The organism is Haloferax prahovense DSM 18310, assembly GCF_000336815.1.
Classification (GTDB): Archaea; Halobacteriota; Halobacteria; order Halobacteriales; family Haloferacaceae; genus Haloferax; species Haloferax prahovense.
This window is the reverse complement of sequence record NZ_AOLG01000046.1, coordinates 1-20,328: the sequence shown is the minus strand read 5'-3', so window position 1 is coordinate 20,328 and position 20,328 is coordinate 1. Positions and strand designations below refer to the sequence as shown.

At 67.6% G+C, this 20,328-nt stretch carries 21 protein-coding genes and 1 pseudogene; 11 read left to right on the top strand and 11 right to left on the bottom strand.

The genetic code is table 11. The features are described from left to right. Window positions 1-26: 26 nt before the first annotated feature. Complete coding sequence (locus C457_RS11480; protein ID WP_008094803.1) at window positions 27-950, bottom strand: hypothetical protein; 924 nt, start codon at window positions 948-950, stop codon at window positions 27-29. A gap of 126 nt (window positions 951-1,076) precedes the next feature. On the opposite strand from C457_RS11480, the gene C457_RS11475 reads away from it, so the two are divergent. Continuing rightward, on the top strand, window positions 1,077-1,400 hold the full coding sequence (locus tag C457_RS11475) for a hypothetical protein (protein ID WP_004969267.1): 324 nt from the start codon (window positions 1,077-1,079) through the stop codon (window positions 1,398-1,400). 26 nt (window positions 1,401-1,426) lie between these two features. On the opposite strand, the gene C457_RS11470 is transcribed toward C457_RS11475, so the two are convergent. Continuing rightward, window positions 1,427-1,864 carry a hypothetical protein gene (locus C457_RS11470; protein ID WP_008094797.1) on the bottom strand — a complete coding sequence of 146 codons (438 nt, stop codon included), beginning with the start codon at window positions 1,862-1,864 and terminating at the stop codon, window positions 1,427-1,429. Between the two features lie 93 nt (window positions 1,865-1,957). On the opposite strand from C457_RS11470, the gene C457_RS11465 reads away from it, so the two are divergent. After that, window positions 1,958-2,221: a BolA family protein gene (locus C457_RS11465; RefSeq protein ID WP_008094795.1), complete on the top strand. Its 264-nt coding sequence runs from the start codon at window positions 1,958-1,960 to the stop codon at window positions 2,219-2,221. An 89-nt stretch (window positions 2,222-2,310) separates the two neighbouring features. On the opposite strand, the gene C457_RS11460 is transcribed toward C457_RS11465, so the two are convergent. The 4 genes from C457_RS11460 to C457_RS11445 form a co-directional block, all read right to left on the bottom strand. Next, on the bottom strand, window positions 2,311-3,450 hold the full coding sequence (locus C457_RS11460; protein ID WP_008094794.1) for an ABC transporter ATP-binding protein: 1,140 nt from the start codon (window positions 3,448-3,450) through the stop codon (window positions 2,311-2,313). A gap of 93 nt (window positions 3,451-3,543) precedes the next feature. Next, window positions 3,544-4,503: a carbohydrate ABC transporter permease gene (locus C457_RS11455; RefSeq protein ID WP_049913559.1), complete on the bottom strand. Its 960-nt coding sequence runs from the start codon at window positions 4,501-4,503 to the stop codon at window positions 3,544-3,546. After that, window positions 4,500-5,570, bottom strand: coding sequence for a carbohydrate ABC transporter permease (locus tag C457_RS11450; protein ID WP_008094792.1), 1,071 nt, complete (start codon window positions 5,568-5,570; stop codon window positions 4,500-4,502). Before C457_RS11450 ends, C457_RS11455 begins: the two co-directional genes overlap by 4 nt. A gap of 24 nt (window positions 5,571-5,594) precedes the next feature. Continuing rightward, entirely contained in the window at window positions 5,595-6,962 is a 1,368-nt protein-coding gene (locus C457_RS11445) for an ABC transporter substrate-binding protein (RefSeq protein ID WP_008094791.1), read from the bottom strand. A gap of 365 nt (window positions 6,963-7,327) precedes the next feature. Here C457_RS11445 and C457_RS11440 point away from each other — a divergent pair, with 365 nt between their 5' ends. From C457_RS11440 to gatE, 3 genes are all read left to right on the top strand, one after another. Beyond that, window positions 7,328-8,737, top strand: coding sequence for a class II fumarate hydratase (locus C457_RS11440; protein WP_008094790.1), 1,410 nt, complete (start codon window positions 7,328-7,330; stop codon window positions 8,735-8,737). Between the two features lie 238 nt (window positions 8,738-8,975). Then, window positions 8,976-9,140, top strand: coding sequence for an HVO_2901 family zinc finger protein (locus tag C457_RS21100; RefSeq protein WP_191965854.1), 165 nt, complete (start codon window positions 8,976-8,978; stop codon window positions 9,138-9,140). A gap of 47 nt (window positions 9,141-9,187) precedes the next feature. After that, complete coding sequence (gene gatE / locus C457_RS11435; protein WP_008094789.1) at window positions 9,188-11,062, top strand: Glu-tRNA(Gln) amidotransferase subunit GatE; 1,875 nt, start codon at window positions 9,188-9,190, stop codon at window positions 11,060-11,062. Between the two features lie 40 nt (window positions 11,063-11,102). Here gatE and C457_RS11430 read toward each other — a convergent pair whose 3' ends face one another. Together C457_RS11430 and C457_RS11425 are read right to left on the bottom strand one after the other, a co-directional pair. Then, window positions 11,103-11,630 carry a hypothetical protein gene (locus C457_RS11430; protein ID WP_008094788.1) on the bottom strand — a complete coding sequence of 176 codons (528 nt, stop codon included), beginning with the start codon at window positions 11,628-11,630 and terminating at the stop codon, window positions 11,103-11,105. A 1-nt stretch (window position 11,631) separates the two neighbouring features. After that, a complete protein-coding gene (locus C457_RS11425) occupies window positions 11,632-12,552 on the bottom strand; it encodes a M48 family metallopeptidase (protein WP_008094786.1) in 921 nt (306 codons plus the stop codon). Between the two features lie 173 nt (window positions 12,553-12,725). Here C457_RS11425 and C457_RS11420 point away from each other — a divergent pair, with 173 nt between their 5' ends. After that, a complete protein-coding gene (locus C457_RS11420) occupies window positions 12,726-13,184 on the top strand; it encodes a MaoC family dehydratase (protein ID WP_008094785.1) in 459 nt (152 codons plus the stop codon). 11 nt (window positions 13,185-13,195) lie between these two features. Here the strand turns inward: C457_RS11420 and C457_RS11415 are convergent, their stop codons facing one another. Together C457_RS11415 and C457_RS11410 are read right to left on the bottom strand one after the other, a co-directional pair. Further along, window positions 13,196-13,975, bottom strand: a complete 780-nt coding sequence (locus C457_RS11415) for an RNA methyltransferase (RefSeq protein ID WP_008094784.1) — start codon at window positions 13,973-13,975, stop codon at window positions 13,196-13,198. Next, complete coding sequence (locus tag C457_RS11410; RefSeq protein ID WP_008094783.1) at window positions 13,972-14,562, bottom strand: hypothetical protein; 591 nt, start codon at window positions 14,560-14,562, stop codon at window positions 13,972-13,974. The genes C457_RS11415 and C457_RS11410 overlap by 4 nt, the downstream gene beginning before the upstream one ends. Before the next feature lie 143 nt (window positions 14,563-14,705). Here C457_RS11410 and C457_RS11405 point away from each other — a divergent pair, with 143 nt between their 5' ends. Both C457_RS11405 and C457_RS11400 read left to right on the top strand, forming a co-directional pair. Beyond that, the gene (locus C457_RS11405; protein WP_008094782.1) at window positions 14,706-15,845 is read left to right on the top strand and encodes a dihydropteroate synthase; all 1,140 of its coding nucleotides are present in this window, start codon (window positions 14,706-14,708) and stop codon (window positions 15,843-15,845) included. Window positions 15,846-16,033: 188 nt separating this feature from the next. Then, window positions 16,034-16,717, top strand: a complete 684-nt coding sequence (locus C457_RS11400) for a 6-hydroxymethylpterin diphosphokinase MptE-like protein (protein ID WP_008094781.1) — start codon at window positions 16,034-16,036, stop codon at window positions 16,715-16,717. 64 nt (window positions 16,718-16,781) lie between these two features. Here C457_RS11400 and C457_RS11395 read toward each other — a convergent pair whose 3' ends face one another. Then, a complete protein-coding gene (locus C457_RS11395) occupies window positions 16,782-17,549 on the bottom strand; it encodes a hypothetical protein (protein WP_083864294.1) in 768 nt (255 codons plus the stop codon). 390 nt (window positions 17,550-17,939) lie between these two features. Here C457_RS11395 and C457_RS11390 point away from each other — a divergent pair, with 390 nt between their 5' ends. The 3 genes and pseudogenes from C457_RS11390 to C457_RS11380 all read left to right on the top strand — a co-directional run. Beyond that, window positions 17,940-19,388, top strand: a complete 1,449-nt coding sequence (locus C457_RS11390; protein WP_008094779.1) for a cryptochrome/photolyase family protein — start codon at window positions 17,940-17,942, stop codon at window positions 19,386-19,388. Window positions 19,389-19,472: 84 nt separating this feature from the next. Then, a complete protein-coding gene (locus C457_RS11385) occupies window positions 19,473-20,078 on the top strand; it encodes a DJ-1/PfpI family protein (RefSeq protein WP_008094777.1) in 606 nt (201 codons plus the stop codon). A 137-nt stretch (window positions 20,079-20,215) separates the two neighbouring features. Further along, a pseudogene (locus tag C457_RS11380) lies at window positions 20,216-20,328 on the top strand (superoxide dismutase); the annotation flags it as partial.

Sequence of the window (20,328 nt, the reverse complement as noted above, 5' to 3'; positions counted from 1 at the left end):
TTAGCCGTGGCGATGCCGAACGGTTATCAGACGACCGCGTTTACGAGGTCCACTTCGTACGTGGTTCCCTCGTACTCGACGAGCGGGGGACCGTGGCCGGTCGCCCGATTCTCCGATATCTCGTATAGCCGGTCTTTGAGCGCGGCGAAGTCGTCGGAGAGCGGTTCGCACTCGTCTACCTCTCCCTCGATTGCGCGTTCGAACACCGCGCGCTCGGCGTCGGAGAGGTCGTCGAGCGGAACGACGAGTTCCTCGTGAACGAAGGCGGCGAACGTCGCCCGGTCTTCGCCGACCTGTTCGAGCGTGTATCTGAAGGTCTCCTCTTCGACGGTTCGCGTCTCGCCGACGGTCACCTCGAACGGTCGCCCATCGTAGCGTACCCAGACGGTTCCGGCGTCGATGAGTCGAGAGTCGGCACCGTCGGGATAGACGTACGCGTATCCGCCGACCGAGAATCCTCGCGGGCCGTCGCCGTTCTCGAAATTCTCGCTCGGATACGCGGCGAGGAACGCCTCGCGGTCGGCCTTCGGGAGTTCGGCGAAGTCGAAGACGGTCGCCCCGGTCGGCGGCGACTCGTTTCGGTCGTATTCGATTCCGACCTCGCGGGCGGTGCGTTCTCGCGTCTCGGTTCGCTCGCGTTCGACGCGGTAGTACGCGCCGTCGTGTTCGACGTAGTCGCCCGAATCGAGCGGGAGATGGCGGTACGTACTGTACGTAGCTTCCCCCTCGTTGGCCGCAGTTGCGACGAGATTCGACACCGTGTCTGCGTGCTCGTGGAAGTCCTGCGTCACGGTATCGACCAGTTCGGGGTCGGAGAGTGCCGTCGCTTCGAGCGAGTAACTGGAGGGACAGCTACTGCCGGCTAATCCACCGCCGAGACAGCCCGAGAGAAGGGCCGAACCGGCCACGAGGCCGCCGAGGAAGGACCGTCGAGAGAGTTCCGGGGACATGCGCGGAAATTGCCGAATCACCAGTAAGTGTCTTCTGTCGGGGACCGCCGACCGACCGGCGGGACGCACAGCGAACAGCTACCGCGGTCGAAACGCGTATCCCCGTGACGACCCCATCGCCGGGCGATGACGCTCGACGAACTCACAGACGACGTTGACGCGGCCTACGGAGACCTCGGCGACAGCCTCGACGTGTCGCTCGACCGCGAGACGCGACACGAACTCGCCATGCTCGTCGCCCTGTTCGACCCCGACGACGCCGACGAACTCGTCCGCCGGGCGGTCCACGCGCTGTTCCAGTCGGAACTCGACCGCGGACAGCTCGACTTCCACCTCCGGCAGGGCTACGACGTGACCTACGACGAGTACCTCGCGGGGATGACCTACGAGGAGATGACCGGGCAGTCGCAGGCCCCGCCGCGGGACGACGTGCGCCGCTACCAGATGTAACCGCGGTCGAGACGGGACGGCTCGACTCAGACGATTTCGGCCTCGATTTCGACGCCGTCGATGCGGCGGTAGCGGTGGGAGCCGTCGTCGCCGTCGCGGACGACCTCGAACGCCCGGAGGAGCACCACCAGTCGCTCCTCGCCGAGGTTGGCGCGGAGGACGACGCCCTCACCGGTGACGACCACGTACGGCGGAGACGCGACGGGCGGCGCGGCCATCGGTCGGCCGGTGGCCGTCACCGCGTCGGCGAGCGCCCGCGGCAGTCGAGAGAGCGCGCCGGAGCCGTCGAGCGCGCGCCTGAACGGCGGCATGACGCGCTCGCGGTCCGCCACCGAATCGCCGTCCCACTCCGCGGCGACGGCGGTGGCGCACTGGCCGACGACGGTCAACAGTCGCTCGTGTTCGTCGCGGAGCACGCGAGCGGCCTCCTCGGCGAGTCCGTCGTGAGATGTCACGTCAGTCACGAGCCGTGGTGGGTCGTCGCCGTATAAAAACCTCCGCGAGTACGCCCGTCACTTCCCGGACGCTTTTTGCCGGCGCGGGCCGCCAGTACGCACATGGAACTCGCCGCCATCGAGGAACTCATCGAATCGAACATCGAGGACGCCGACGCGACAGTCTCGCGGCCGCGAACGGTCGACGAGAACCACGAGGACGACCACTACGCCGCCGTCGTCGTCTCGCCCGCCTTCGAGGGGAAGTCGTTGGTCAAGCAGCACCAACTCGTCTACGACGCCCTCGGCGACCACATGACGACGGACATCCACGCGATGGAACTGAAGACGTACACGCCCGAGGAGTACGCAGCGCTGGAGGAGTGAACGAACCACCGCGACCGACGTACTGAGAACGGCGACCGGACCGAAAAGAGACCGACCCGCCTGAACCCGACTGAACCCGAACGGCCCGCTCAGAGGTTCGCTTCCGGCGCGTCGAGGTCGGCCGATTCTAACGACCGGTTCTGGAGCGTCTCGCCGGTGGTCGCGTCGAACAGGTGAACCGCGTCCTCGGGGATGCGGGCGACGACCGACTCGCCGGCTTCGACTCGGCGCATGCCGCCGACGGTGGCGACGAAGCGGCGCTCGCCGCCGAGTTCGAGGTAGACAGCGTTCTCGTTACCCATCGGTTCGACCACGTCGACGGTCGTCTCGTAGGCGTGGTCCGCGGCCGCGTCGTCGATGACTTCGACGTCCTCGGGGCGGATACCGAGGGTGACGCGCTCCGAGCCCTCGACCGCCTCCGCGGACTTCGCCGAGAGTTCGTACGAAAAGGCGTCGCCGACGAGTTCGTCGCCCTGGACGTCCATCTCGAAGAAGTTCATCGACGGCTCGCCGATGAAGCCCGCGACGAAGCGGTTCGCCGGACGGTGGTACGCCTCCAGCGGCGTGGCGACCTGCTGGAGTTCGCCGTCGTTGAGGATGGCGATTCGGTCGCCCATCGTCATCGCCTCCGTCTGGTCGTGAGTGACGTAGACGGTGGTGACGCCGAGGTCCTCCTGCAGGCGCTGGAGCTCCGTCCGCATCTGCGAGCGAAGTTTGGCGTCCAGGTTGGACAGCGGCTCGTCCATCAGGAACACCTCGGGGTCGCGCACGATGGCGCGCCCGAGGGCGACCCGCTGTTGCTGGCCGCCGGAGAGTTCGCCGGGCTTGCGGTCGAGCAGGTCGGCGATGCCGAGCATGGACGACGTCTCCTCGACGAGTTCGTCGATGTCGGCGTCGCCCATGTCAGTCGACTCCTCCAGCCCGAAGCGCATGTTCCCGCGGACGGTCATGTGCGGGTACAGCGCGTACGACTGGAACACCATCGCGATGTCCCGGTCGCGCGGCGGGCGGTTGTCCATCCGGTCGTCGCCGAGTCGAATCTCGCCCTCGGAGACGGTTTCCAGCCCCGCAATCATGCGGAGCGTGGTCGATTTCCCGCACCCCGAGGGACCGACGAGGACGAGGAACTCGCCGTCCTCGATGGTCACGGAGGCGTCGTCGACGGCGACGACTTTGGAGCCGCCGTCGTCGAAGAACTTCGATACGTGGTCGAGCGTGAGGTCAGCCATGGGTCTGTGTGCGTGTCGTGGTGGTCGTCTGCGATGCGACGAGGGAGGTGCGACGGGAGCGGCGGAAGCCGACCGCGCCGCGTGCGAGTCGGCTCATGTGCCGCCCGCGACCCCCTTCGCGAACTTGTCCCCGAACAGGACGTAGACGAGCAACGTCGGCAGGGCGGCGACGAACGCGCCGGCCATCTGCGTGTTGAACGTCTGGATGATGCCGCCGGTCAGTTCGTTGAGCGCGATGGTCGCCACCGCCGCGGGGCCGGACCCCGAGGGGATGATGATGAGCGCGAACAGCAGGTCGTTCCAGACCTGCGTGAACTGGTAGATGAGCGTCACCGCGAACATCGGCATCGAAAGCGGGAGCACGATGCGGCGGTAGACGGTGAACGCGCCCGCGCCGTCGAGGCGAGCGGCCTCCAGCATCTCCGTCGAGAGCTTCTTGTAGTAGCCTCGGAACAGCAGCGTCGTGATGGGAATCCCGTACGCCGTGTGGGTGATGATGAGGTTGATGATGCTCGCGTAGTGCGGGTGGGTGGCGAGTTCGACCGTCCCGAGGACGGGCACCTGCGCCGAGAACACCGTGATGTCGAGAAGCGGCGCGAGCAACTCCTGTGTGTCCACGATGGCCCAGAGCCGCGACAGCGGGATGAGCACCGCCTGGTACGGGATGAAGATACCCGCGATGAACAGCGCGACGACGCCGAGTTGGCCGCGCCACTCGAAGTTCGTGAGGCCGTACGCCGCGAAGCTGCCGAACAGCGCCGACAGCACCGTCGCCGGCACGGCCAGCATGATGCTGTTGAGGATAGCCGACGACAGCGTGTCGATGGCGACGCCGAACGGTTCGAGCGTGAAGCCCTCGACCGTCGGCGGCACGAACGGCGGCGACGTGGCGAACTCGGCTTCGGTCTTCAGCGCGGTCATCAGCCCCGATTCGAGGGGCGACAGGTAGAACACCACCAGTCCGACGAGCGTCGCGTAGAGGGCGACGCGCAGCGGGTCGATGGCTTCGAGGTCGACGCCGACTCGCTCTGCGAGGTCGTCGCGGACGCTCATAGTTCACCCCGCCGGTACTCGCCGTAGAGGTACGGCGCGACCACGGTCAGCGCGACGACGAAGAGCACCACGGCGATTGCGGAGCCGTAGGCCCACTCGTTGGCCGAGAAGGCCTGTCGGTACATCATCGTCGAGAGGATGTCCGCTGTCGGGCCCGGGTTGCTCCCGAACAGGACGTACAGGAAGTCGAACGCCTTGAGCGCGAACACCATGAGGACGACCGCGGCGCTCACCGTCGAGGCGCGGAGTTGCGGCAGGATGACCCGCCGGTACATCCGGAGGATGGAGGCCCCGTCGACCCGCGCGGCCTCGTACTGGTCGTTCGGAATCGCGCGTAGACCGGCGAGGTAGACGACCATCGCGTAGCCGCTGAACTGCCAGAGCAGCGCGAAGATGACGGCGAACAGCTTGAAGTAGAACGTGTCGGGGACGAGCGGTATCGCCCCGAGTGCGCCCGTGTCGATGCTGCCGGTGAGCCACTTCGACGCGACGAAGTCGAGGCCGATTCCCCGCAGGAACGCGTTGATGAGCCCCGAGTCGAAGTTGTACATCCACCGCCAGAACACCGCCGTCACGACGAACGACAGGCTGAACGGCAGGAGGTAGACGGTGCGGAACCAGTTTTCGAACCGGATGCCGCGGTCGACGAGGATGGCGAGGCCGAGCCCCCCGGCCAGCGAGAGGCCGGTAAACGAGATGAGGAGCACGAACGTGTTCCGGGTGGCGATCCAGAACTGGCCGTCCGAGAAGGCCCGCCGGTACATCTCCAGGTCGAACGTCGAGGGGTCGTACGTCGGCAGTGTGAGCCCGCCGAAGTCGGTGAGGGAGATGACGATGTTCCAGCTGATAGCGCCGTAGACGAAAAAGCCCATCAGCAGGAACGGCGGGAGCCAAAACGGCGCGGAGCGGACCGCGTCGCTCTCGCGGAGCGACGACAGCGCCGACCCGACGTCGGAGTCGCCCCCGGCCGTTTCGCTCCCCGCGGCGGCCGTCCCGCCGTCGGTTCGAACCGGCGGACCGCCGTCTCGCAGACGGTCCAGGAGTCGCTTGAGGATGTGAGTTGACATAATCGGAAATGGGGGAGTGCTCCCTTACTGGAACGCCGACTGCACGGCGCTGTAGGCCGCCTCCACGTCGTAGTTGGAGATGAACGAGGCCATCGCGTCCTCGAACGCGGTGAGCGCGTCGGGGGCGACCGCGAGGCCGTGCTGAATCGAAAGCGGCTGGGCCTCGGAGTTGGAGAAGTCGTCCATCTGGTTCTGGAGGAACGGTCCGAAGGCGTCCTGCGGCACGTCGGTGCGCGGCGGGATGGAGCCCTTCTTGGGGTTGAACCGCTCTTGGGCGTCGACCGAGCCGACGTAGCGGAGGAACGCCTTCGTCGCCTCGGGCGACGGGTTGTTCGTCGGCATCGGGAACGAGTCCATGTTGAGCGAGTAGAGTCCCTCGGTACCCGGGAACGGGACGTGGTCCCAGTTGGACTCGTACTCGAAGCCGTCCTGCCCGCGGTACATGCCCGCAGCCCAGTCGCCCTGGTGGAAGAACGCCGCGTCGCCCTCGATAATCTTCGAGTTGGCGTCCTGCCACGAGATGGAGCCGGCGTCGTTCGGGTAGTACTCGGAGTACTGCTTGACGATGTCGAGCGAGTCGCGGACGGCGTCCGCGTTGGCCTCGACGTTACCCGCGGTCACGTCGGCGTACACGTCCGCGCCGTACTCGCCGAGGAGCACCTGCGCCCAGAGCTGGCCGGTCGACCACGCGGAGTTCGTCTGCTGGGCCATCCCGACGTAGCCCGCCTCGTCGACGGTCGCCATCGCGTCCACGAGGGCGCTCGGCGAGTCGATGCTCGCGGGGTCGACGCCCGCGTCCTCGACGACCTCGACGTTGTAAAAGAGGTTGTTGAGGCGGTGGATGTTCAGCGGGACCGAAACGTAGTTGCCCGCCGGTTGCGCCGCCTCCTGGGGGCCGTCGAGGTAGGCGTTCTTCATGTCGTTGTGTCCCCAGACGGACTCCTCGATATCCTCCAGTTTGTCGGCGTCCGTGAAGGGCTGGAGGTTCGCGCCGGGCCACGCCTGCCACGAGCTCGGCGGGTCGTTGTTCAGGATGCGCTTTTTGATGACCGCGCGGAGGTTCTGTCCCGCGCCGCCCGCGACGGGGTTCTCCGTGAGTTCGATGTCGGGGTGCTGCTCTTCGAAGCCCTCGAACAGCGCCTGAACCGCCGCGCCGCCGTCGCCGCCGGTCCACCAGTGCTGCACTTCGAGCGCGTTGTACTCCGTCGAAGAGTCGGAGTCGTCACCGCTCGTCTCCTCGGTGCTCTCGGAGTCGCCGGAACTCTCCGTGGACTCCGTCGTCGACTCTCCGCCGCCGGTACAGCCCGCGAGGAACGTCGCGGTTCCGGCACCGCCGGCGAGTTTGAGATACGTGCGTCGGGAAACGTCGTCCGAATCAGGTGTGTCAGTCATGATTGTTGGTCCGTGACAAGTCCAGACAATGAATTTTACACGATTTACTTAAGACTTTCCAAATCAACAATTCGAAATCGAGTAAATTTTTTTGTCATCAAGGAACTGTCTGGTTAGAATCGGAAGACTGCACCCAGTCACGAGACCAATTAATAAGTATTTAAACATGAGTAAATTTTCATGAACGAGGGGCAGACACACGGACCAATGGATTTTACCCCCTGCCAAAACGACCCCCGAACCATGGGCGACGATGATTATCGAATCGAGCGGGACAGTCTCGGCGAGATGGAAGTTCCTGTCGACGCCTACTGGGGCGCACAGACCCAGCGCTGTCTNCCCCCTGCCAAAACGACCCCCGAACCATGGGCGACGATGATTATCGAATCGAGCGGGACAGTCTCGGCGAGATGGAAGTTCCTGTCGACGCCTACTGGGGCGCACAGACCCAGCGGGCGGTCGAGAACTTCCCTATCTCCGGTATCACCTTCGGGCGGCGCTTCGTCCGCGCGCTCGGCGTGGTGAAGAAGGCCGCCGCGCAGGCTAACCGCGACCTCGGCATGATAGACGAGGACGTCGCGGCCGCCATCGTCGAGGCCGCCGACGAGGTCATCGCCGGCGAACTCGACGACCAGTTCCCCGTGGACGTGTTCCAGACCGGCTCCGGGACCTCCTCGAACATGAACGCCAACGAGGTCATCGCCAACCGCGCCGCGGAGATTATGGGCGAGGGCATCGGCGACCGCGTCGTCCACCCGAACGACCACGTCAACTACGGACAGTCCTCGAACGACGTGATTCCGACGGCCATGCACGTCGCGTCCCTCGAAGCCGTCGAGAAGGACCTCCTCCCCGCGCTGGAGACGCTGGCCGAGGCGCTCGGCGACAAGGAAGACGAGTTCGACGGCGTCGTCAAGACCGGTCGCACCCACCTGCAGGACGCCACGCCCGTCCGCCTCGGACAGGAGTTCGGCGGCTACCGCACGCAGGTCGAAAAGGGCATCCGCCGCGTCGAGAACGTCCGTGAACACCTCGGCGAACTCGCGCTCGGCGGCACCGCGGTCGGCACGGGGCTGAACACGCACCCCGAGTTCCCGGCGAAGGCCGCAGAGTACATGTCCGAGGAGACCGGCGTCGAGTTCCGCGAGGCCGACAACCACTTCGAGGCGCAGGCGGCCCACGACGCGATGAGTGAGGCCCACGGCGCGCTCCGCACGGTCGCCGGCTCCCTCAACAAAATCGCCAACGACCTCCGCCTGCTCGCGTCCGGCCCGCGCAACGGGCTCGGCGAACTCGAACAGCCGGAGAACCAGCCCGGCTCCTCCATCATGCCCGGCAAAATCAACCCGGTCGTCGCGGAGGCCGTCAATCAGGTCCACAAGCAGGTCGTCGGCAACGACGCCGCCGTCTCCGCCGGTGCCGCCGAGGGCCAAATCGACCTCAACCTCTATAAGCCCGTCCTCGCGCACAACTTCCTCGAATCGGCGAAGCTGCTGGCGAACTCCTCCGAGGTGTTCGCCGAGCGGTTCGTCGCCAAGCTCGAAGCCAACGAGGAACACTGCGAGACGCGGGTCGAACAGTCGATGGCGCTGGCGACGGCGCTCAACCCCGCAATCGGCTACGACAAGGCCTCGAAGGTCGCCAAGAAGGCGCTCGCGGACGGCAAGAGCGTCCGGCAGGTCGCCGTCGACGAAGGCTACCTCACCGAGGCGGAAGCCGACGAGGTGCTCGACCCCGAGAAGATGACCCACCGCGGCATCCTCGGCGACGACTGAGTCCGGCCGAGAAAAAGCAGTCCACTTTTTGATACGTCGGGGCGGGCGGGTGGACGCCCCGATTCGAGGCGCGCGCTCGACGATTTCAGTCGGTTCAGTCGTAGAGACCGTTATATTTACTCGGCTCGCGGTAGCAATCGCACTCCGGCACCGCCGTGACAGTCACCCCCGAGTGAAGAACTGTCACGAAATCTCAAAAATCGGTATTTTGAAGCCTGATTTTGACGATTATACCAGTATGGCCGGACTGCAAGAGCAGCGGGCCCGCGGGCGAGACATGTTGGAGTGTCGAGGTTGTGGGGCCGTATTCCCGGAGGGACGAGCGACGAACGACGGGTGGACGTACGTCTGTCCCGAGTGTGAACAGGTCGAAGGTATCGGCGAGGGGCTTCGTCGCCTCTGACGGCAGACTGAATCCTTTTTTACTCCCCCCGAACGCAGGGAGTAGCAATGACCGACTACGACTACGACTACGAGGACCTCGGCCTCGTGGCTGGGCTGGAGATTCACCAGCAACTCGACACCGAGACGAAGCTGTTCTGCGGGTGTCCGACCGACCTCCGCGAGCCCGACGAGGCGGCGCGCACGTTCACGCGCTTCCTCCACCCGACCAAGAGCGAACTGGGCGAACTGGACGACGCCGCGCTCGAAGAGAGCCGCGTCGAACGCGAGTTCGAGTACCTCGCCTACGACTCGACCTGTCTGGTCGAAGAGGACGACGAGCCGCCGCACGAACTCGACCACGAGGCGCGCACGGTCGCCATGCAGATCGCCGAACTGCTCGACATGAACGTCGTCGACGAGGCGCACGTCATGCGCAAGCTCGTCATCGACGGCTCGAACACCTCGGGGTTCCAGCGCTCGTCGCTCATCGCGCAGGAAGGCGAAATTCAGACCAGCGAGGGCCCCGTCTCCGTCGTCGACCTCATGCTCGAAGAGGAGTCCGCCCAGCGGGTCGAAGAGCGCGACGACGGCGTCCTCTACAGCCTCGACCGCCTCGGCATCCCGCTCGTCGAAATCGGTACCGGGCCGGACATCTCCTCGCCCGAGCAGGCGCGCGAGGCGGCCCAGACCATCGGCATGCTCCTGCGCTCGACGGGCACGGTCAAACGCGGCCTCGGCACCATCCGGCAGGACGTGAACGTCTCCATCGCCGACGGCGCGCGCGTCGAAATCAAGGGCGTGCAGGCGCTCGACCAAATCGACGAAATCGTCCGCTTCGAGGTCGGCCGACAGGCCGAACTGGTCGAGATTCGCGACGAACTCCAGTCGCGGGACGCCTCGGTCGGCGACGTGGCCGACGTGACCGACGTGTTCGAGGACAGCGATTCGGGCGTCATCCGCGGCGCGCTGGACGCGGGCGGAAAGGTCACGGCCGTCCCCCTGTACGGCTTCGACGGCCTCGTCGGCCGCGAGCTGCAGCCGGACCGCCGCCTCGGTACCGAACTCTCCGACCACGCCAAGCGCCACGGCGCGGGCGGCATCTTCCACACCGACGAACTCCCGGCGTACGGCGTCACCGAGACCGAGGTCGAAGCGCTCCGCGAGGCGGTCGACGCCGGTCCCGAAGACGCGGTCGCCATCGTCGCCGACGACCCCGAGACGGCCGACCTCGCCATCGACGCGGTCGCCGAGCGCGCCGCCGTCGCCATCGAGGAGGTCCCCGAGGAGACCCGCGGCGCTAACGACGACGGGACGACGCGCTACCTCCGCCCGCTCCCCGGCGCGGCCCGGATGTACCCCGAGACGGACGTGCTCACCGTCGACCTCGACCCGAGCGACGTGGAGACGCCCGAACTCCTGACCGAGAAGGTCGACCGCTACCAAGACGAGTTCGGCCTCGACGCCGGCCTCGCGGAACAGGTCGCCTACGGCCGGAAGATGCCGCTGTTCGAAGAAGCGGTGGACGCCGGCATCGACGCGACGTTCGCGGCGGGCCTGCTCGAATCGACGCTGACCGAACTCCGCCGCGACGACGTGGCCGTCTCGGAACTCACCGACGACCACCTGCTCGCGGTCATGCACCTCGTCGAGGACGGCGACCTCGCCAAAGAGGGCGTCAACGACGTGCTCGCCACCATCGCCGAGGACCCGAGCCTCACGGCCGAGGAAGCCGTCGAGGAGGCCGGCCTCTCCGGCGTCTCCGAGGACGAGGTCCGCGAGGCCATCGCGGAGGTCGTCGAGCGCAACGCCGACCAGGTCGAAGAACAGGGCATGGGCGCGTTCTCCGCGCTCATGGGCGAGGCGATGGGCGCGCTCCGCGGCAAGGCCGACGGCGGCGTCGTCAGCGACGTGCTCCGCGAGGAGATTCAAAAGCGGGCCTGAACGCCGAGGCTTCGGACCGCATCCAATTTTCTCTCCGTTCTCACGACGCCGAGCGCCCGCCACCGCGGACGAACCGCCGCCAGACCCATCGACCCGCGTACTCGACGCCGGCCGCGACGAAGAGGAGGACCAACAGCGCCGGCCCGACGATGAGGAACATCCCGAGTGCGTCCGTCTCGCCGCGGACGTGGAGGAACGCCCACCAGACGAGTTCCGTCACGCCGAACAGGCCGACGAGCGGCGCGACCAGTCCCCGGCGAGCGAACAGCAGGGCTGCGACGACGACGAACCCGGCGAGCAGGAGGAACGAGAACCCGAAGAAGCCCGCCGCGGCCAGCGAGTCCTCGACGAAGCCCGAGGGGAACGCGTCGGTGGCGAGTCGCGCCGCGGTCCAGACGGCGAGCGTGGCGACGGCGTAGCCGCCGCCGAGGAGCGCGGGTATCAGGAAGCCACGGGCGCTCCGGGCGCGAGTCGCGTAGACGACGCCGACGGTGCCGAGCGCGGCGGCGACGGCGACGACGTGGGTGAGAAGCCAGTCGCCGAGCACCGGGTCGGGCGAACCGGGCATCTCACCGCACCTCGATTCGCGTCATCGACTCCTCGGCTATCGTGGCCAGTCGCTCGACGCGCTCGTCGGTCGAGGGGTGGGTCGAAAGCAGGTCCGAAACCGGGTCTTCGACCTCGACCTCGCCGTACACCCACAGCGGCGACAGGCCGAACTGCGGCCGGGCGGCCCGCTCTAACTTTCGCAGGGCCGACGCGAGCGCCATCGGCTTACCCGTCACCTCGGCGGCCCGCGCGTCGGCCGCGAACTCCCGCTTTCTCGACTGCGACCGAACGAACACGGTGAGTCCGAAGCCGAACAGGCCGACGAACTCGTCCAGTCGGAGGCGAAGCCGCCCGGCGAGCGTCTCGTGCCACGACCCCGGTTGGCCGCGAATCCACGCCGAGCCGAGGGCGACGCCCGTCGTCAGGAACGTCACCGGCGAGACGAACAGGTAGCCGACGCCGACGACCGTCTGGAGGACGCTCGCCACGAGCGACTGGACCAACCCGTCTTTCCGTTCGAGGTGCGCGAGTTCGTGCGCGAGCAGCGCCTCGAACTCGTCGGCGTCGAGGAGGCGAAACAGCGCGGCGTCGAGGACGACCACGTCGCGCCCCATCGGGTCGAGCGCCATCGCGTTCGGCGCGGAGAAACGCGCGAGCTTCAGCGTCGGCGGGTCGAGGTCCATCCGCTCGGCGAGGCGGTCGCGCAGGCGGTGGACCGACGGCGACTCTGCGGGTGACATGTCGCGTGCGTCGAGTTGGCTGAGCAGTCGCACCGTGCCGAAGCGGAAGCTCAGGTAGCCGAGGACGACGGCGACGACGACGCCGACCACGGCGGCGGTCAGGGGGTCCGGACGGAGCCGCCACAGCGTCACCACCGCGAACGCGCTGAGCGCGCTGAGCGAGAGGTAGAACGCGAGGACGACGACGCCGACGACGACCATCGGGAGGCGAGAGCGGCGCGGGGGCGATGCCATCTCGCGTGACGTTAGGGCGTCGGGTCGCAAAAGCTGTCTGGCGCGCCGGCGGAGCGGAGTCGTCGAACGCGGCCGAGCGACCGCGCCGCCCGGACCGCCGGCACCGCTAGTTTCTCCACGGGGGCGGCCGAAGAGGAGTCATGCAGTTCTTCGAGGATTTCGCGGTCGGCGACACCCACGAGTTCGGCGAGTACGACGTGACCGAATCGGAGATTCTGGAGTTCGCCGGGCGGTACGACCCGCAGTGGTTCCACACCGACCCCGAGCGCGCCGAATCAGAGTCGATGTACGGCGGCGTCATCGCCAGCGGCTGGCACACCACGGCGATGACGATGCGCCTGCTCGTGGACGGCTTCCTGGCCGACTCGGCGTCCCTCGGCGCGAAGGGCGTCGACGAACTCCGCTGGTGGAAACCGGTGTACCCGGGCGACACGCTCGTCGTGGAAACCGAAGTGCTGGAGACGACCGCCGAGACCGACGACCGAGGGCTCGTGGAGATTCGGACGACGACCCGCGCCGAGCGCGAGTCCGGAGAAGTCGAGGACGTCTGTTCGTTCGTGAGCTACGTGATGTTCGCCCGGCGAGACGGCGGCGAATAGCGCGGGGCGCGTCAGTTCTCGTCGTCGCGGAAGCGGTCCGGGTCGCGGACGGCCTCGGCGGCGCGGCGGAACACGCCCGTGAGCGTCGCGGCCTCGCGCTCGGTCGGGTGGGCGCGGCCGAGCAGTCGCCGCATCATCCGCGAGGTCTTGGTCCGCTTGTGCTCGCGGTAGTCCACGGCGTCGAGCAACTCGTCGAAGAAGCGGTAGACGACCTCGATTTCGGCCTCGGAGGCGCGCTCGCGCTCCACGTCGGGAAGCTGCGTCTCCTCGACGGTGAAGCGGCGAAGCTCGTACATGAGAATCGTCGCCGCCTGCCCGAGGTTGAGCACGGGGTAGCGGTCGTCGGCGGGGATGCAACAGACCTCGTCGAGCATCGCCAACTCCTCGTTGTCGAGGCCGGTCCCCTCGCGGCCGAAGACGAGCGCGGTCTTCGTCTCCACCGACTCGAGCGAGTCGGCGATTTCGACCGGCGTCTTGAACGGGTAGCGGATGTGCCGGGTGGAGTCCTCGTGGGAGACCGCGGTCGTCCCGATGGTGTGGAACTCCTCGACGACCTCCTTCAGGGTCGTCTCGGTGGCGTTCGGGAGCACGTCCTCGCGAGCGTGGCCGGCGAAGCCGTACGCCTCGCCGTCGGGGTCCAGCTCCGGCGGGTCGACGAGACGGAGGTCGTAGATGCCGAAGTTCTTCATCGCCCGCGCGATGGTGCCGACGTTTCCGGGCGTCTCGGGTTCGACGACGACGACGACGAACTCGCGGTTCCCGCCCGCACCGGCGTCTCGGTCGCCGCTCATTTGTTCGGGTAGTCCGTGTCGAGGTCGACGGCGTCGAGGTCGTCTTCGGTCAGGGGCGTCACGTCCTCGTCGTCGTCCGCGCCGGGACCGTAGTCGCGGAGGTTGATGCGCTCGCCCTCGACGAAGTTCTCCTCCAGCCGGCGCTGAATTTCGTTGGCGTCCGGCGGCGACGGGAGTTCGTCGGGGTCGGTGTCGACGTAGTCCAGTCCGCCGTAGCCGTCGGGGGCGCGACCGCCGTCCGCGAACCACTCGTGGAAGGCGTCGGCGAACACCGCGTCGCCGACGAGGTCGCGGCCGTCCTCCTCGCGGAACCAGTAGAGGAAGTCCGGCTCGTGGCGCTCGCAGAGGAGCACCTCCTCGCGGGGCTCGCCGTAGACGATAGACGCCTGTCGGCACTGCTGTATCCCCTCGTCGCCGTGGACCAGATAGCAGGCGTCGCACGGTTCCTCGACGAGCGAGACGAGGCGCATGAGTCGCTCCCGCGGGTCCTCGGGAATCTCGTCGAGCGGTTTGAACTCGCCCTCGTCGGTGAATATCTCGGACTCTTCGAACCGCCATCCGCGGAGTCCGACGCTGACCTTCGCCATGATCCGAGATAGCCGAGCGGCGGATAAAAATGGCGTGATGCCGGTCAGCCGTCCGCCAGAGACGGCGAGCCGCCACCGCGGGGGCGACTCGACGCGTCTTCCGCGACCGGTCGGCATATGTTCGTGTGGTCCAACCGGCGGGTATGCGAACCGTCGATGCGGCAGGACTCGAAATCGGCGACGACCACCCGCCGCGAATCATGGGTGTGCTGAACGTCTCCAAGGAGTCCCCGTACAAGCCGAGCGTGTTCAACGACCCGAGCGAGGCCGCCGAGTACGTCGACCGCGAACTCATCGACGAGGGGGCCGACATCGTCGACGTCGGCCTCGAATCGGCGAACAAGCGCCTCGACGTGCTGTCGGCCGAAGACGAACTCGACAGGCTCGACACGGCGCTTTCGGTCCTCGACAGCGTCTCCGGCGACGCCGTCTTCTCCATCGAGACGCGCTACCACGAGGTCGCCGAGGCGGCGCTCGACGGCGGCTTCGACATGGTCAACGACATCTGCGGCTTCGCCGACCCGGAGATGCCCCGCGTCTGCGAGGCGCACGACGCCGCCGTCGCCAAGATGGCGAGCCCGCCGGACCTCACCCGCCCCGGCGCGATAGCGGAGGTCGACGACATCTACGACGCCCTCGAACTGAACGGCTTCACCGACAAGACCATCGTGGACCCCGCCTTCGGCGGCTGGTCGGAGGCGAAGACGCTCGAACACGACCGCGAGACGTTCGACCGACTGCGGGAGTTCCGCGGCTACGGACACCCCATCTTGGTCTCCATCAACCGCAAGAACTTCCTCCGCGACGTGGCCGGCCGCTCGACCGAGGAGGCGCTGCCCGTCAGCCTCGCGGCCACGTCGATGGCGGTCGAACGCGGCGCGCACGTCGTCCGGACTCACGACGTCAGAGAGACCCGCGACGCCGCCCTCATCGGCCACGAGTTCAAGCGCCGCCGCATCCGCGAACCCGGCGACGTGTCGGTCGAGGAACTCGACGTGACGACCTCCGGCGAGGCCGCCAGACACCTCGACCGCGTCGGTGCGAACCGCGAAGTCGCCGCCGAGAGCGTCACGCGCGTCTTCGAACTGGAGGGGCTCGGGTCCGACGACCGGGAATCTCTCGCCGCCGCCGTCGGCGACGCGGGAGCCGTCTTGGCCGCCGGCGACACCGGGGCGCTTCTGGTCGGAAGTCCCGCCGCGCTCACTCGACTTTCGGACCTCGTCACGGATGCCTCAGACGCCCTCGAAGCCGCCTTAGAGACCGTCGAGCGGGCGACGAACTAACTGGTACGCTATCTCGTACCAGACCCGTCTATCCGTCTGACGTTCGGCAGACGTTGACCGTTCTACTAAGAGAAAACTTATACCATCCGACTCTAAAACGGTCCTGTGGACGCCGGAAGGGCACGCGGGTAGGGGTACACGAGTGCCATTCCGGCCCATACAGTTACATTCTGAGCGACAGCTACACCATGGATTTCACCACTTGGGAACCCGTCTACGAGCGGATTCTCGACGATTTCGGCTTCGACCGAGCCGGGGACGAGCGCGCCAGAGACGCGCTCGCGGACCTCGTGAGCCCCTTCGACCGCGACCGACTGGACTGGGCGGACGCGACCGTCGCCGTCTGCGGGGCGGCCCCGACGCTCGACGACGAACTCGACAGGCTCGACGCCCCCGACGTGGACGTGGTCGTCGCCGCCTCCACCGCCGCCGACGCAGTCCGAGCCGCCGGGTTCGACCTCGACCTGATGGTGACCGACCTCGACAAGAACCCCGAGACTGCGATCGAGCTAACGGAATCCGGCGTGCCCGTCGCGGCCCACGCCCACGGCGACAACCTCCCCGCGGTCCGCGAGTGGGTGCCGCGGTTCGACGCCGACAACGTCCTCGGGACGACGCAGGCGGCCCCGGTCGGCCCCGTCGTCAACTGGGGCGGCTTCACCGACGGCGACCGAGCGGCCTTCATCGCCGACGAACTCGGCGCGGGACGGCTCGTCTTCGTCGGCTGGGACTTCGACGACCCGAGCGTGGGGGCGATGAAAGCGCAGAAGCTCCGGTGGGCCGAGCGCCTGCTCCGGTGGCTCGAACGACGCCGCGGAGAGCGTCTTTCGGTTCTCGACGGCCGACGCGACGGCATCGACCCGCTCCCCTGAGAGCGGCGGTCCGCCGCGAGTCCGAGTTCCCGCCGTCGCGGCTCAGTCGGGCGGAGCGTCGCGCTCAGCGCGTGTTCTGCGGGTGAACGCCGGCCCCCTCGTCGGACCCGGACGGCACGCCCGCCGACTGCTCGACGACGCCGTCGAACAGGTCCGAATCGCACCCCTGACAGGTCGCCGAGACGCGTCGCTTCGTCCGCTCGCTGTCGGGCCGTGCCACCCGTTCGCTCTCGACCGCGACTGCACCGTCGCAGGTCGGGCACGTGGGGAGACACAACCGAAGAGCGCCGAGGACGCGGTTCCGGTCCGCCGTCGGCAACCGCCACCACTCGGGGTAGTACCGGCGGAACGTCGCGACGGCCGTGAGGTCGGCGACGAACGCGGCCCGGGAGGTCCACTGGCCGACGGTTCCGCGGTCGAGTCGCGCGAACAGTCCCCGCTCGTTCCACCCCATCTCGATTCTGTCTGGGTCGACGCCGAGGAGCGCCGCGAGCGCCTCGCGGTCGTGGTCCCGCCCGTCGGTTTCGAGCATGCGGGCACGCCAGTCCTCAGCGAACCGCGGCGACAGCGAGAGGTTGTCGTCCGCGTCGGTCGCGAAGACGCCCGCACCGTGTAGCGCGGCGGCGAGGTCGACGCGACCGTCGAGCGAGAGCGGCGGTGAGGGACGCGCCGACGGGAGCATCGGCGGCGACGGCGAGGCCGACGAGAGTTCGACGAACGCGAAGCCGAAGACGATCAGGGGCGGAAGCACACCGAGGAACACGCCGTAGGGAACCCAGACGAGCCACCCGAGCGTTCCGCAGACGAACGTCAAGAGGAGGAGCGGAAACACGAGCGGGGAGCGGAGACGCGGTTGTCGGACCGCGGAGTCAGGAAGGAGGCGATGCCCGGACATACCAGAACCGTGGGTTCGACGCGGTATAGGTATGAACCGGGTACACCAGATAGCAAGAACGTAAACGTGCTCCCGTCCCGGAATTCGGTCGATAACATCATATTACCCGAGACAGTCGCGCCGTCCCGAGGGTCGGCCACCGTACCATATCCATGCCAGCAGGCGTCCGAAAACGGGGCAGTGACGGCCGTTAGACGCGGTAGGATACCGTTTCCCGAGCCGTAGGCTGATTAAGTTCGTTCGAACGGACGGGTTAGGCGGCTTCGCTCTCGCGTCGGGGGTCGGACTGCCGCTACATTGACATAGCCGCCGTCCTGAGGCGCGGCTATGCAACTGCACTGGCACCGCCGGGACCTGCGAGTCGCGGACAACCGCGGCCTCGCGACGGCCGCCGAGGCCGGCCCCGTCGCCCCGCTTTTCGTCTTCGACCGGGACGTGCTCGACCACGCCGGCGCGCCCCGCGTCAGGTACTTACTCGACGCGCTCGCCGAACTCCGCGGCGCGTACCAAGAGCGCGGGAGCGACCTGCTCGTCGCCCGCGGCGACCCCCGAGCCGTCGTCCCGGCGGTCGCGGCGGCGCTCGACGCCGAGCGGGCCACCTGGGCAATCGATTACTCCGGACTCGCCCGCGAGCGCGACGCCGACGTGCGACTCGCCCTCGACGACGCCGGCGTCGCCCGCGAGCCGGTCCACGACGCCATCTTCCACCCGCCGGGGAGCATTACGACAAACGCGGGCGACACCTACTCCGTCTACACCTACTTCTGGAAGAAGTGGCGCGACCGCGACAAACCCGACCCCTATCCGGAACCGGACGCCGACGACCTCGCCGACGCCAACACGCTCGAAACCGCGGCGGAAGCGCTCGCTGACGCCGAGTTCGACGTCGCCGCCGGCGACCTGCCGACCATCTCGGACCTCGGCTTCGAGGAGCCGTCGGCATCGGTCCAGCCGGCGGGGACCGAGGCGGCCCGCGAGCGCCTCTCGGCGTTCTGTTCGGACGCCATCTACCGCTACGCCGACGACCGCGACTACCCGACGCGGGACGCCACGTCGCGGCTCTCGACGGACCTCAAGTTCGGGACCATCGGCATCCGCGAGGTGTACGCGGCGACCGCGGCGGCCCGCGAGGGCGTCGGCGGGGAGCGAGACGAGTCGGTCGAGGAGTTCCAGTCGCAGTTGGCGTGGCGGGAGTTCTACGCCCACGTCCTCCGGGAGCATCCGAACGTCGTCACGGAGAACTACAAGGAGTACGAAAACGACATCGCGTGGCGCGACGACGCCGATGAACTCGCGGCGTGGAAGGAGGGGAAGACCGGCTACCCCATCGTCGACGCCGGGATGCGACAGCTCCGCGAAGAGGCGTACATGCACAACCGCGTCCGGATGATCGTCGCGTCGTTCCTCACGAAGGACCTCCTGTGCGACTGGCGACACGGCTACGCGCACTTCCGCGAGCACCTCGCGGACCACGACACCGCAAACGACAACGGCGGCTGGCAGTGGGCCTCCTCGACCGGGACCGACGCCCAACCGTACTTCCGCATCTTCAACCCGATGACGCAGGGCGAGCGCTACGACCCCGACGGCGAGTACATCACGCGGTACGTCCCCGAGCTATCGGACGTGACGGCCAACACCATCCACGAGTGGCACGAGCTGACCGACCTCGAACGCGAGCGCCTCGCGCCCGACTATCCGGAACCCATCGTGGACCACTCCGAGCGCCGCGAGCGGGCGATTTCGATGTTCGAGGCCGCCCGCGGCGACGACTGACCGACGACCGAGCCCGTCCGCTGTTCTCCACCCTCGGTCGCCGCGGCGCGAACGACTTTCTCCCCGGAAACCGACTCCGCAAGCATGCAGGTCGCTATCATCCTCTACGACGGCTTCGACGAACTCGACGCCGTCGCGCCGTTCGAAGTGTTCCAGAACGCCGGCGCGGCCGGGGCCGACTGCGAGGCCCAACTCGTCGCGCTCTCCGACCGCGAGTTCGTGACCGCGAGCCACGGGATGCGCGTCGGCGTCGACGGCGTCCTCGACCCCGAGACCGACCGCCCGGACCTCCTCGTCGTCCCCGGCGGCGGCTGGAACTCTCGGGCCGCACAGAGCGCGTGGGCCGAAGCCGAGAAAGGCGAGATTCCGGACGCCATCGCGGCGCTCCACGAGGCCGGAACCACCGTCGCCGGCGTCTGTACCGGCGGCATGCTCCTCGCCCGCGCCGGCATCCTCGACGGCCGCCCCGCGGTCACCCACGGCGGCGCGCTCTCGGACCTCCGCAAGACGGCCGCGGAAGTCGTCTCCGCCCGCGTCGTCGACGACGGCGACGTGCTCACCGCGGGCGGCGTCACCTCCGGACTGGACCTGTCGTTACACGTCGTCGAACGGGAGTTCGGGTCGGACATCGCCGACGCCGTCTCGACCGAAATCGAGTACGAGCGCCGAGCTGACCCGTTCGACGGCTGACACGCTCGCGCGAAACGGAGTTTCTCGAATCGGGGAAATCGACCGACAGCGACCCGCACGGCGTGGTTTGTGCTAGCATACCTCTCCTCAAGTTTTAACAGGATTCCGCCCGACCCGTGATACGGAGGTTACACAGTATGAGCTACGAACTCGACCCGCTTCCGTACGAGTACGACGCCCTCGAACCGCACATCTCCGAGCAGGTGCTGACGTGGCATCACGACACCCACCATCAGGGCTACGTCAACGG